This is a genomic window from Catenulispora rubra (assembly GCF_015356825.1).
GTDB classification, from domain to species: Bacteria; Actinomycetota; Actinomycetes; order Streptomycetales; family Catenulisporaceae; genus Catenulispora; species Catenulispora rubra.
Map to the genome: position 1 here is coordinate 34,338 of NZ_JAACYW010000062.1, position 12,325 is coordinate 46,662.

Below are 12,325 nucleotides of genomic sequence, written 5' to 3' on the forward strand. Positions count from 1 at the left end.
AGTAGAACAGGTTTCGATTGATGACGGCAAGGCTCACCGCCCCCACCGCGTTGCCCAACCCGGCCCACGGGCTGAAGGCGTTCGTCCGGCGCGAGGTGAACACCAGCGTCCACGGCTCGCGCGGCCTGCGGCTGCAGGAGCGCTACGCCAACCCGCCCGGCGACCCGGGGCTGTTCGGGCCGGGCTCGGTGACCTGGCGCGTGCACTCGGACGCGCCGGGCATGCTGATGGGCGGTTTCGCCTCGCTGATGCTCCAGTCGCTGCATCCGCTGGCGATGGCCGGCGTCGACCAGCACTCCGACTTCCGCACCGACGCGATCGCGCGGCTCAACCGGACCGCCGCATACGTGATGTCCACGAGCTTCGGCTCCACCGAAGCGGCCGAGGCGGCGGTCGCGCACGTCCGCGACCGCGTCCATCCCCACATCAACGGGACCGCCCCCGACGGCCGCCCCTACAGTGCCGCCGACCCGCACCTGCTCACCTGGGTCCACGTCGCCGAAGTCCGCTGCTTCCTGGCCGGCTACGAGCGCTTCGGCGCGCCGCCGCTGACCGACTCCGAACGCGACCGCTACTACCGCGAGGTCGCAGTACCGGCGCGCATGCTCGGCGCGAAGGACGTGCCGGAGTCGGCGTCCGAGGTGGCGCAGTACCTGCACGCCATGCGACCCGAGTTGCAGGCCACCGAGGCAGCGATCGAGGGCATCCACTTCATCCGGACCTACGGCGAAACGCCGGGGGAGCGCGCGGCGGTCCGGCTTCTGATGAACGGCGCCGCCGCGCTGCTCCCGGACTGGGCCCGCGAGCCGCTGCGACTCGGCCGGCCCGACGCCGTACGCATCCTGGTCGACCGTCCGCTCGCGCAGGCCGCCGGGCGCTTCATCCGGTGGGCGTTGCAGCCCTCGGAGATCGTCGGGACCGCCTACGAGCGGATGGGCCTGACGCCACCCCGGCAGCACCTGGGGTGGCGGTCGGCGCCGGGCACGTCGCGCGACTAGCGACTAGCGACTAGCGACTAGCGACTAGCGACAGGCGATTGGCAACTAGCGATTGGCGATTAGCGACTAGCAGTCACTGCGAATCAACCGTCCCCCAAAACCCGCGGCAGCCCGAACGAAGCCGCGATCCCGGCCTCGAAGTGCGTCAGCTCGTCGATCCGGTCCCCGGAGTACCGCGCCACCAGGATCCCGACGCAGTGCAGCTGGTCGGTCATCCGGTCCCGAGCGTACTCGCCCCACGCCGGCTGGCCGTTGGCGCGCGTCGGCACCAGCCGGCAGATCGAGCGCCGGTGCGCGTCGATGGCGGTGAAGAAGTCGCGGACGGTCCCGAGCCCGTGGTACTCGAAGGGCATCGGGGGCATCCGCACCCAGACGTCGTCGGTCATCAGCGCGAGCAGCGCGTCCACGTCGTGCGACGTGAACGCCGCGACGAACCGCTCGGTCAGCTCCCGCTCCTCCTCGCTCCCGGGGACCGGCCCCGGACGCTCCGGCCCCCGCGCCGTCGCGTCCAGGGTCGCCCGCGCACGCTTCAGAGCACTGGTCACCGCGCTCTCGGTCAGCCCCAACAGGTCCGCGGCCTCGGCGGCGCGGTACCCGAGCACGTCCCGCAGCAGCAACACAGCACGCTGATTCGGCGGCAGCAGCTGCAACGCGGTCAGGAACGCCAGGGAGATCGCCTCGGCCGACTCGTACCGCGCCTCCGGCCCCGGCTCCCCGTCGGGCAGCCGGTCGAGCAGCAGGTCCGGGTACGGCTGGAGCCACAGCACCTCGTTGCGTCCCGAAGGTTCCGGGACCGGCTCGGCGAACCCGGCCGTGGGCTGCGGCCGCCGCCCGGCCGAGCGCAGGGCGTTGAGACAGCGGTTCGTCGCGATGCGGTGCAGCCAGGTCCGCAGCGAGGCGCGCTCCTCGTACCCGGCCAGCCCGAGCCAGGCCGCCAGCAGCACCTCCTGAAGCGTGTCCTCGGCGTCCTGGAAGGACCCGAGCATGCGGTAGCACAGCAGGTGCAGCTCACCCCGGTACGGCCCGACCAGTTCGGCGAACGCGTCGCGGTCGCCGGAGCGGGCGCGGTGCAGCAGATCGGCGGACATCACCATCCTCGCCACCTCCTCTCACCCTGATCCGACACCGTGCGGCCCGGAAAGTGGGCGCTCCGCCGGCACCCAGTTTTCCGCCGGCCCCGTGTCAGTGCAGGTGTCAACGAAAGAACGACTCCGATCGGAGTGAGACACCATGACCACGAACGCCTTCCTCACCGACAAGACCGTGCTGGTCACCGGCGCCAACCGCGGCCTGGGCCGGGCCCTGGTCGACGCCGCACTGGACCACGGCGCCAAGCGCGTCTACGCCGGGTCGCGCCGGCCCTTCACCCACCCGGACGGCCGCGTCGTCCCGCTGGCGCTGGACGTCACCGACGCCGAGCAGATCAAGCTCGCGGCCAAGACGGTCGAGGAGCTGGACGTGCTGATCAACAACGCCGGCGTCGCCTCCTACGCCGAGATCGGCGATCGCGCCGAGCTGGAGCGGATGCTCGCGGTGAACCTCTACGGGTCGTACGACGTCTCGCACGCCCTGCGGCACCAGCTCACCGCCTCCCGCGGCACCCTGGTGAACGTGCTGTCCACCAGCTCGGTCGCGGCGGTCCCGGTGCTGCCCGGCTACTCGATCTCGAAGGCGGCGGCCTACTCGCTGACGCAGGTGCTGCGGGCCGTGCTGGCGCCGAAGGGGGTGCGGGTGCACGCGGTGCTGGCCGGGCCGCTCGACACCGAGATGTCGAAGGACCTGGACATCCCCAAGACCGCGCCCGAGGCGGTCGCGGCCCAGATCATGGCCGCGGTGGCCGACGGGGTCGAGGACATCTTCCCGGACGCGGGCGCCGCGACGCTGGCCGCGGGGTGGTTCGACGCGCCGGTCACGGCGATGCAGCGGGAGCTGGCCGGGATGATCGCGGCCTGAGCGCGAGCCCGAACCCGAGCCTGAGCCTGAGCCCGAGACCGAAGCTGAGCCCGAGCAGCGACACCGGCCCGCAAGCCTGAGCCTGAGTCGCGAGACGCGCCGGCAATGACCGCGCCGCCACCCCCGGACCTTCACACCGAGGGCGGCGGCGCCACACGTCTTCCCCGCAGCTAAGCGCCCGACGCCGCCGAGAAAGCGTCCCAAGCCGCAGCCACCACGGCCAAGTCCCGCCAAGCCTCCTCCGGCCGCTCCAGCTCCGCCGGATCCCCGTGGTACGGATCCAGCACCACGACCTCCGACCCCAGCGCGCGCAGCCGGTCCAGGTCGTCGAGCACCTGCTCCAGGCTGCCGATCCCGGCCTGCCGCTCCGGATCCGTGACCGGCTCGGCGGTCAGCCGCAGCTTGATCCGCGGCGCCAGCGTCGGCACCGCGCGCCCGGCCTCGTCGGCGAACGCCTTCAGCCGCCCGACCGCGTCCGTGATCCAGTCCATCGTGAAGCCCAGCGGGTGCCAGCCGTTGCCGGACACCACCGCGCGCCGGATGCCCGCGTCGCTGTTGCCGCCGATCCACACCGGCGGTCCGGGCAGTTCCTCGGGCGCCAGCGCCGGCATCACGCCCTCGACGCCGCCGCCCCAGATCTGGTGCATCTCGTCCAGGTGCTCGTCGGTGAGCGTGCCGCGCCGGTTGAACGGCACGTCCAGGGCCGCGAACTCCTGCCGCGCCCAGCCGACGCCGACGCCGAGCACGAACCGCCCCCGCGACAGCCGGTGCAGGCTGGCGGCCATCTGCGCGGTCAGCGCGGGCTGCCGGTACGGCATGATCAGCACCGTCGTGCCCAGCCGGATGCGCGAGGTGCGGCCGGCGAGCCAGGCCAGCGTCGTGAAGGGGTCGTGGAACGGTCCCGGGTAGGTCTTCGCGACGTCCTCCGTGACCAGCACGTGGTCCGACATCATCAGCAGATCGAAGCCGAGGCCCTCGGCGACGTGCGCCCAGCGCTCCAGCACGTCCACCGAAGTGGCGGGCCCGAAATTCGGGACGTTGACCCCCAGCCGCACGGGCGTTTTCCTTCCGCTCGCCTTCGGTCCGCACTCGGGACCAGACATGCAAACTACCGCGCAGGCGGCCACTGTTCCCGGTGCGGTGTCTGCGTTCTCCAGAAGCGGCTGGATTCAGCTGGAGATCGGTGCCGAAGCCGAGGTCGGAATCTGTACCTATCCCAGAATCTTCGGCAGCTCGCCGTCCTCGGCGGTCAGCGGCCGGGACACCAGCTTGCGGTCGTCGCTGGTCAGGCAGCGCCCGGAGGCCAGGTCGAACTGCCAGCCGTGCATCGAGCAGGTCAGCACGCCGTCCGCGACCGTGCCGAAGCGTGTCAGGTCGGCCTTCAGGTGCGGGCAGTGCCGCTGCACCGCGTAGCCCTCGGCCTGGGCCAGGTCGGTGACGTCGCTGGACTCGGCGTAGTACCCCTCGACGTACGTCATGTGCTCTTCGGAGAGCGACTTGAAGAACGTGTAGATGTACTCGTTGTAAGGGCCCTTGCGAGAGGCCTGGAACCGGCAGGACAGGAACAGCTCGTTCACCCAGTCCGGGGTCCGGGTCCGCACCAGGTGCTCGATCAGCGGCCGCTCGGTGCGGAACTTGTAGCGGCACTCCGCCTCGCCGTCCCACGTCCCGATCGTGCGGGTGAGGAAGTCGAAGACGATCCGGTCGTCCACCTCACCGCTCGCCGGGTCCACGGTCTCCAGCAGGATCCGGCCGTTCAGCCCCGCGCAGGTGTGGTCGGCCCACTCCAGCAGCGGCTCGATCCACTCCTTGAGCTGGCCGACCAGGTCCGACTTGTCCTGCGGCAGACCCGCGTGCATCGCGTCGATCTGCGGCTGCGCGCGCTTCTGGTAGTTCGTCAGGTAGGTGCGGCGGTCGCCGTAGATCTCGTCGATCTGCGCCTGCGGGACCTGCTCGATCTCGCACTTGCCGTCGGCGCCGAGGACCACGGTGGTGCCGGGGACGAACAGGTGGCCGTTGTCGTGGCCCTGCTCGCGCATGAACTCCAGGAACGCCAGCTGGCTGGGGAAGACGTTGGCGGGGTCGTCGTCGAAGTCGTTGATGGCGAACAGGCCGTCGCGCTCGTCCAGGAAGCAGGGCGGTCCGGCGAAGGGGAAGACCTGCTTCGCGCCGTACTGCTCGACGTAGCGCAGCGCGCGGGCCATGCCGTTCTCGCGCTTGCGGCGGCCGACCGTGGCCTTCATGCGGTCCGGGAAGTCGTAGACCATCGGGTACCAGATGGCGCCGGAGTACTGCAGGAAGTGCGCGTCGTACGGACCGAACGCCGCGATCGGGCCGTCCTCGACCGGCCGGGCGTCGTTCTGGTTGAAGATGCGGACTTCGCCGTCGTCGATGGCGATACCGCTGTCGCCGAGCGGGCCGTCGGTCGGGGTGATCAGCGCGTCGATGAGGATCTTCAGGCCGCCGGGGAGTTCGGTGATCTCGCGGTTGCGGGTCTGCACGAAGTTCCGGAAGCCCAGCTTCTCCAGCTCGTCGCGCAGGTCCGGGACCTGGTAGTCGGGCAGCAGGACCGTCGTGTCCTTCGACATGGTGGCGGACAGCCAGTGCGGGTCGAAGTGGTCGTGGTGCAGGTGCGAGACGAACAGGTACTCGGCCGTCCGGATCCCGGCCGGGTCGGCCTGGGAGCCGAAGGCGGAGTTGTCCGGGAAGGGGAACCAGGAAGCGAAGTACGCCGGGGTGAACCACGGGTCGCAGACGATCCGGCCGGCGGCGGTCTCCACCAGCATTCCGGCGTGACCGATCGACGTGATGCGCATCGATCCAACGTATCGCACCGCGAGACCCCCGAACGGTACTCTGCCACCGGGGCGGATCATAGGCGGTCGGCTCGAGCGGTCTATAGCGGGCTACACCAGGGGGCAGTGAGTCAAGTGATCGTGGACGGGGTTCTTCTCGGCAACCGCACGGACAGCGACCCGGCGCTGACCGTACGGCTGGCCGGCCTCGCCGACGAGCTCGGCTACCAGGAGATCTGGCTGGGGGAGTCGACCGGGCACGACGCCTTCGCGCTGGCGGTGGCGGTCGCCGCGGCCGCCGGGGAGCTGCCGTCGGCCGGTCCGGATCCCGATTCCAAGGCCCGGCCGCCCGGCGCGAACCCGGCCACCGCCGGTGAGTTCCACCGCAAGAATCCGGTCCGGCCGCGCGCCTCGCTCACGCTCGGGCCGTTGCCCGCGGCCGTCCGGGACCCGGTCACCGCGGCCCGGGGCGCCGCCAGCGTCGCCGCGCTCACCGGCCGGGACATCGGCCTGGCGCTGACCGCCTCCACCGGTTTGGTGGTCGTGGACTGGCACGGCCGGCAGCGTACCGATCCGGCCACCGCGCTGGCCGAGAGCCTGTCGGTGCTGGGCCCGCTGACGCGCGGCGAGCCGGTCAGCTTCCAGGGTGTGTCGGTCCGCTCCCGCGGCTTCCGCTCCCGGCTGGAGCCCTCCCGCGCCTCGCTGACCGTGCTGGCCTTCGGGCTGGAGGCCTGCGAGGTCGCCGTCGGCCGCGCCGACCGGGTGGCCGTCCCGCTGGCCACGGTCGAGCACGCCGCGCGGATCAAGGCGCGCCTGGCGCTGACCTCGGACCGGATGAACCGGGCGGTGCCCCGTTTGGCCGTCTTCCTGCCGACCGTCGTCGACCCCGACGCCGAGTCCCTGGACTGGATCCGGCGCTCCCTGCTGCCCTACCTGGACGCCGACGGCTTCGGCCGGATGTTCGCCGAGGCCGGGCACGGCGAGCTGATCGACCTGGCGCGCGGCGGCGCCCACGAGCGGTCGCTGCTCGCGGCCATGCCGCTTGACGTGCTGCGTTCCATCGCCGCGATCGGCGACCTGAACCAGGTGTGCTCGGCGTTCGAGGATTATCGGCAGGCCGGGGTCGACGAGATCGTGATGCTTCCGGAGTCGTATGACGCAGGTGTGATCGAGCACACCATCCGGGCACTAGCGAAGTAGGCCCACCCGTCGCCCCCCACCGCCCCTAGTTTCGAGGCGCTACGCGCCGCAGTCTTTTTTGGCAGAATCTTTGGTGCGGCGTGTCTTTGCACACGTGACAAATCGCAACAAAGGAGTTGCCACATATGACGGAACCAGGCGTGCCACCGCACACCCCTCCGCACCACGACCTGCCCGAGCTGACCGCGGAGATCCTGCGCGGCGGGGCGGAGAAGTACCACGCGGCCAACGAGAAGCGGGGCAAGCTGTTCGCCCGCGAGCGGGTCGCGCTGCTGGTCGACGAGGGGTCGTTCGTCGAGGACGGCCGGTTCGCCAACGCCGTGGCCGGCGACCTGCCCGCCGACGGCGTGGTCACCGGGACCGCGCGGATCGCCGGCCGGCCGGTGTGCCTGATGGCCAACGACTCGACCGTGAAGGCCGGGTCCTGGGGCGCGCGCACCGTCGAGAAGATCATCCGGATCATCGAGACCGCGTACCGCACCGGCGTGCCGATGGTCTATCTGGTGGACTCCGCCGGCGCGCGCATCACCGACCAGGTGGACCTGTTCCCGGGCCGGCGCGGCGCGGGCAGGATCTTCCACACCCAGGTCCGGGCCTCCGGCTCGATCCCGCAGGTCTGCGCGCTGTTCGGGCCCTCGGCGGCCGGCGGGGCGTACATCCCGGCGTTCTGCGACGTGGTGGTCATGGTCGAGGGCAACGCCTCGATGTACCTGGGCAGCGACCGGATGGTCGAGATGGTGACCGGGGAGAAGACCACGCTGGAGGAGATGGGCGGCGCGCGGGTGCACTGCGCCGAGTCCGGCGTCGGGCACTTCCTGGTGAAGACCGAGCAGGACGCGCTGGAGACCGTCAAGCAGTACCTGTCCTACCTGCCTTCGAACTGGCAGCAGGACGCGCCTTCGGCCGAGGCCGTGGACTCCCCGGCGAACATCGACCTCGCCGCGCTGGTCCCGGTCAGCGAACGCCAGGCGTTCGACATGCGGCGCTTCATCAAGGGCCTGGTCGACGCCGACTCGTTCTTCGAGATTCATGCCCTGTGGGCCAGGGAACTGACGGTCGGCTTCGCGCGGCTGGACGGCAAGCCGGTCGGCGTCGTGGCGAACAACCCGATGTTCAAGGGCGGCGTGCTGTTCGTCGACTCCGCCGACAAGGCCACGCGGTTCATCCAGCTCTGCGACGCGTTCAACGTGCCGCTGCTGTTCCTGTCCGACGTGCCGGGCTTCATGGTCGGCACGGCCGTGGAGAAGCAGGGCATCATCCGGCACGGCGCCAAGATGATCACCGCGGTCTCCGAGGCCACCGTGCCGAAGATCTGCGTCGTGGTCCGCAAGGCCTACGGCGCCGGCCTCTATGCCATGGCCGGGCCCGGATTCGAGCCGGACGCCACGATCGCGCTGCCCACCGCGAAGATCGCGGTGATGGGCGCCGAGGCCGCGGTGAACGCCGTCTACGCGAACAAGATCGCGGCCATCGAGGACGCCGCCGAGCGCGACGCCTTCGTCGCCGACAAGCGTGCCGAGTACGAGACCGACATCGACTTCGTACGCCTGGCCAGCGAGCTGGTGATCGACGACATCGTCGAGCCGGCCGCCCTGCGGTCCTCGCTCGTGGCGCGCTACCGCGCGGCCGAGGGCAAGGACCGCTTCTTCTCTCGCCGCCGTCACGGCGTCACCCCGGTCTGAGCGGAGGAACTCCCATGGATCACCGTCTGAGTGAAGAGTACGAAGCACTGCGCGTCACCGTCGAGGAGTTCGCCCACGACGTCGTGGCCCCCAAGATCGGCGCGTTCTACGAGCGCGAGGAGTTCCCCTACGAGATCGTGGCCCAGATGGGCCGCATGGGCCTGTTCGGCCTGCCGTTCCCCGAGGAGTACGGCGGCATGGGCGGCGACTACTTCGCCCTGTGCCTGGCCCTGGAGGAGCTGGCGCGCGTCGACTCCTCAGTGGCCATCACGCTGGAGGCCGGCGTGTCCCTCGGCGCGATGCCGGTGTACCGCTTCGGGACCGAGGAGCAGAAGCAGGAGTGGCTGCCCAGGCTCTGTAGCGGCGAGATGCTCGGCGCGTTCGGCCTCACCGAGCCCGGCGGCGGCTCCGACGCCGGCGGCACCCGCACCACCGCGGTGCTGGAGGGCGACGAGTGGGTGATCAACGGCACGAAGTGCTTCATCACCAACTCCGGCACCGACATCACGGGCCTGATCACGGTCACCGCGGTCACCGGCGTCAAGGACAACGGGGCGAAGGAGATCAGCACGATCATCGTCCCGTCCGGCACCCCCGGCCTGACGGTGGCCCCGAAGTACAGCAAGGTCGGCTGGAGCGCCTCGGACACACGCGAGCTGTCGTTCGTGGACGTCCGCGTCCCGTCGGCGAACCTGCTCGGTGAACGAGGCCGCGGCTACGCGAACTTCCTGCGCACCCTGGACGAAGGCCGCATCGCCATCGCCGCACTGTCCACCGGCCTGTCCCAGGGCTGCGTCGACGAATCGGTGAAGTACGCCCACGAGCGCGAAGCCTTCGGCCGCCCGATCGGTGCCAACCAGGCGATCCAGTTCAAGCTCGCGGACATGCGCCTGCGCGCCCACACCTCACGTCTGGCGTACTACGACGCCGCGAGCCGCATGCTGGTCGGCGAGCCGTTCAAGGCCGAGGCGGCGATGGCAAAGCTGTACTGCTCCGAGGCGGCGGTCACGAACGCGCGCGAGGCCACGCAGATCCACGGCGGCTACGGGTTCATGAACGAGTTCCCGGTCGCGCGGATGTGGCGGGACTCGAAGATCCTGGAGATCGGCGAGGGGACCTCGGAAGTCCAGCGGATGCTGATCGCGCGGGACATGGGGCTGCCCAACGCCTGATCTCTGATGCCTGCGGGCGATTACAGAGTTTGAGAGGCGGTCTTCGGCCGTTGCCGGCTAGTAGCCGGCAACGGTTTGGGGACCGCCTTCGTGCTTCCCCGTCGAGACCGCGACACGTATACGTAACCTGATTCGCCGTCGCCGAAGATTTCGTTCCCTGATTCGCTGGCTATGCTGGACCGCGCCGAGAACGACCGTAAGTGCGGGTTGCGCGTCTTGCCTCCTACACCCGGATTCGCCGGGCGCGGCCTGCTCGAGCTTGAGGGGACTCGTATGGCGTCCGAGCTGGTGGGCCGGGTTTTGATCGTCGGGGCGGGGATCGCGGGGATGGCGGCGGCGATCTCGTTGCGGCGGGTCGGGGCCGACGTCGACTTGATCGACGTCGATCCGGACTGGAAGGTCAGCGGGGCCGGGTTGACCATCACCGGGCCGACGTTGCGGGCGTTCGGGCAGCTCGGTGTTTACGACGAGGTCGCCGCGCAGGGTTACGTCGGCGAGGGCATCCGGGTCTGCGGTGTCGACGGGGAGCCGTTGCGCGACGTCCCCACGGCGATGCCGCCCGGTTCCGGGGTCTGCGGTTCCGGCGGTATCGCGCGGCCGGTGTTGCACGGGATCCTGTCCGCGCGGGTGCTGGCCGCCGGCGTCAAGCCGCGGCTCGGGGTCGCCGTCGAGCGCCTCGACCAGGACCAGGACGGGGTCGACGTCACCTTCGACGACGGTTCCACCGGCCGCTACGCCATGGTCGTCGGTGCCGACGGCATCAGCTCGCGCACCCGCGCGCAGATCCTGCCCGACGCGCCCGGCCCCGCGTACACCGGGCAGAGCGTGTTCCGCATCATCGTGGCGCGGCCGGCGTGGGTGCATCAGCGGCACTACTTCCTCGGCGGGGTCGCGAAGGTCGGGTGGACGCCGATCTCGGACACGCAGATGTACCTGTTCGCCGTCGAGCGCACGCCGCGCCGGATGCGCGAACCCGCCGAACTGCGGCGCGGCCTGGTCGATCTGCTCACGCCCTATGGCGGCCAGGTGCGGCGGATCCGGGAGTCGATCGACGAGGGCACCGCGATCGTCTACCGCCCGCTGGAGTCCTTCCACCTGCCCAGCCCCTGGCACGTCGGCCGGGTCATCGTGATCGGCGACGCCGCGCACCCGACCACGCCGCAGCTGGCCTCCGGGGCCGGGATGGCGGTGGAGGACGCGCTGGTGCTCGCCGAGGAGTTCGCCGCGCGCGACAGCGTCGCCGACGTCTTCGCGGCGTTCACCGCGCGGCGCGGCGAGCGGTGCCGGTTCGTCGTCGAGAGCTCGATCGAGATCGGGCGGCTGGAGCAGGAGCAGGCACCGCCGCAGGAGCAGACGGCGGTCGTGGAGCGCGCGCTGGCCAAACTCGTCGAGCCCATTTGAGGCGTGCTGGTCTCAGTGGACTGACTCAGGGTCATGACATAGTCGGTGTGTCAGGGGGAGAGTTAAGGGAATTTTGAGCAGTCGTTCCTAGATTCGAACCGATGCTGACCGTGTGCGGAGTGTGACGGCCGGCGATGAGAACGACGAGAATCGGGAGGCTCGATGTCGACCGGCGCGTCAGCCGTCGAACGCTCGCAACCGGTGCGGTTCCGCGCGTTGGGCCCCATCGAGGCGACCGTCGCCGACCGCCCGGTGGACCTCGGGGCGCCCAAACAGCGGGCGCTGGCCGCGCTGCTCGTGAGCCGCGTCGGCCAGCCGGTGGCGGTGGACCTGATCCTGGACACGCTCTGGGCCGACCACCCGCCGGCCTCGCCGATGGCCTCGCTCCAGGCCTACGTCGCCAACCTGCGACGCCTGCTGGAGCCGGACCGGCCGCCGCGCGCGCCGGCCACCGTCCTGCGCACCTCGGCCCGGGGCTACCTGCTCGACGGCGGCGTCGTCGACGTCGACGTCAGCCGCTTCACCGAGCACGCCACGGCCGGCTGGCAGGCCTGGGACCGCGACGACCCGAAGCGCGCGCTGCGGGAGTTCGAGGCCGCGCTGGCCCTGTGGCGCGGCCAGGCGTACGAGGACGTGGCCGGCGCGCTCGGCGTCGCCCCGGACGTGGCACGCCTGGAAGAACTGCAACTGGCGGTCTTCGAGATGCGCTGCGCGGCGCTGTTGGCGGTCGGAGCCCACGCGCGCGCCGTGGCCGAACTGGGCGCTTTCATGAAGGCGCATCCCCTGCGCGAGTACGGATGCGAACTCCTGAGCCGCGCGCTGTACCGGTCGGGACGCCAAGCTGAAGCGCTCGACGTGTTGCGGACCATCGAGGCCCAGCTCACCGAGGAACTGGGCCTGGACCCCAGCCCGAACCTGCAACAGCTCAAGGTCGAGATCCTGAATCAGGCCCCGACATTGGACTGGCGGCCGACTGCCGCCGAACCGATCCCGCCGGCGCCTGCGGTGCCAACGCCTGTGACGCAAGCGCCTGCGGCCCAAACGTCTACGACGCAAACGCTTGCGACGCAGGATCCTGTGACACCACCACCGGTCGAGCCGGTGCCCGAGCCCCTGCTTGCCGA

The 12,325-nt window shown here is 70.7% G+C and carries 10 protein-coding genes; 7 read left to right on the forward strand and 3 right to left on the reverse strand.

All coding sequences use genetic code 11. The features are described 5' to 3' along the window. Nucleotides 1–20: 20 nt before the first annotated feature. A complete protein-coding gene (locus GWK61_RS19370) occupies nt 21–998 on the forward strand; it encodes an oxygenase MpaB family protein (protein ID WP_194909996.1) in 978 nt (325 codons plus the stop codon). Nucleotides 999–1,081: 83 nt separating this feature from the next. Here the strand turns inward: GWK61_RS19370 and GWK61_RS19375 are convergent, their stop codons facing one another. After that, a complete protein-coding gene (locus GWK61_RS19375) occupies nt 1,082–2,086 on the reverse strand; it encodes a sigma-70 family RNA polymerase sigma factor (RefSeq protein ID WP_194909997.1) in 1,005 nt (334 codons plus the stop codon). A 142-nt stretch (nt 2,087–2,228) separates the two neighbouring features. On the opposite strand from GWK61_RS19375, the gene GWK61_RS19380 reads away from it, so the two are divergent. Next, nucleotides 2,229–2,951: an SDR family NAD(P)-dependent oxidoreductase gene (locus GWK61_RS19380; RefSeq protein WP_194909998.1), complete on the forward strand. Its 723-nt coding sequence runs from the start codon at nt 2,229–2,231 to the stop codon at nt 2,949–2,951. Between the two features lie 170 nt (nt 2,952–3,121). Here the strand turns inward: GWK61_RS19380 and GWK61_RS19385 are convergent, their stop codons facing one another. Then, nucleotides 3,122–4,006, reverse strand: a complete 885-nt coding sequence (locus tag GWK61_RS19385) for a TIGR03619 family F420-dependent LLM class oxidoreductase (protein ID WP_194909999.1) — start codon at nt 4,004–4,006, stop codon at nt 3,122–3,124. 156 nt (nt 4,007–4,162) lie between these two features. After that, nucleotides 4,163–5,767: a Rieske 2Fe-2S domain-containing protein gene (locus GWK61_RS19390; protein ID WP_194910000.1), complete on the reverse strand. Its 1,605-nt coding sequence runs from the start codon at nt 5,765–5,767 to the stop codon at nt 4,163–4,165. A gap of 105 nt (nt 5,768–5,872) precedes the next feature. Here GWK61_RS19390 and GWK61_RS19395 point away from each other — a divergent pair, with 105 nt between their 5' ends. The 5 genes from GWK61_RS19395 to GWK61_RS19415 form a co-directional block, all read left to right on the forward strand. After that, nucleotides 5,873–6,946, forward strand: a complete 1,074-nt coding sequence (locus tag GWK61_RS19395; RefSeq protein WP_194910001.1) for an LLM class F420-dependent oxidoreductase — start codon at nt 5,873–5,875, stop codon at nt 6,944–6,946. A gap of 125 nt (nt 6,947–7,071) precedes the next feature. Then, nucleotides 7,072–8,628, forward strand: a complete 1,557-nt coding sequence (locus GWK61_RS19400; protein ID WP_228562568.1) for an acyl-CoA carboxylase subunit beta — start codon at nt 7,072–7,074, stop codon at nt 8,626–8,628. A 14-nt stretch (nt 8,629–8,642) separates the two neighbouring features. After that, entirely contained in the window at nt 8,643–9,800 is a 1,158-nt protein-coding gene (locus GWK61_RS19405; protein WP_194910003.1) for an acyl-CoA dehydrogenase family protein, read from the forward strand. Nucleotides 9,801–10,073: 273 nt separating this feature from the next. Further along, entirely contained in the window at nt 10,074–11,201 is a 1,128-nt protein-coding gene (locus tag GWK61_RS19410; protein WP_194910005.1) for an FAD-dependent monooxygenase, read from the forward strand. Between the two features lie 162 nt (nt 11,202–11,363). After that, on the forward strand, nt 11,364–12,325 hold a 962-nt coding region (locus tag GWK61_RS19415), incomplete at its 3' end, for an AfsR/SARP family transcriptional regulator (RefSeq protein WP_194910006.1).

Bases quoted from the DNA above. Each gene is read 5' to 3' on its own strand.
- GWK61_RS19390 (WP_194910000.1), bottom strand. From the start codon at position 5,767: ATGCGCATCACGTCGATCGGTCACGCCGGAATGCTGGTGGAGACCGCC.
- GWK61_RS19400 (WP_228562568.1), top strand. From the start codon at position 7,072: ATGACGGAACCAGGCGTGCCACCGCACACCCCTCCGCACCACGACCTG.
- GWK61_RS19405 (WP_194910003.1), top strand. From the start codon at position 8,643: ATGGATCACCGTCTGAGTGAAGAGTACGAAGCACTGCGCGTCACCGTC.
- GWK61_RS19375 (WP_194909997.1), bottom strand. From the start codon at position 2,086: ATGTCCGCCGATCTGCTGCACCGCGCCCGCTCCGGCGACCGCGACGCG.
- GWK61_RS19380 (WP_194909998.1), top strand. From the start codon at position 2,229: ATGACCACGAACGCCTTCCTCACCGACAAGACCGTGCTGGTCACCGGC.
- GWK61_RS19370 (WP_194909996.1), top strand. From the start codon at position 21: ATGACGGCAAGGCTCACCGCCCCCACCGCGTTGCCCAACCCGGCCCAC.
- GWK61_RS19410 (WP_194910005.1), top strand. From the start codon at position 10,074: ATGGCGTCCGAGCTGGTGGGCCGGGTTTTGATCGTCGGGGCGGGGATC.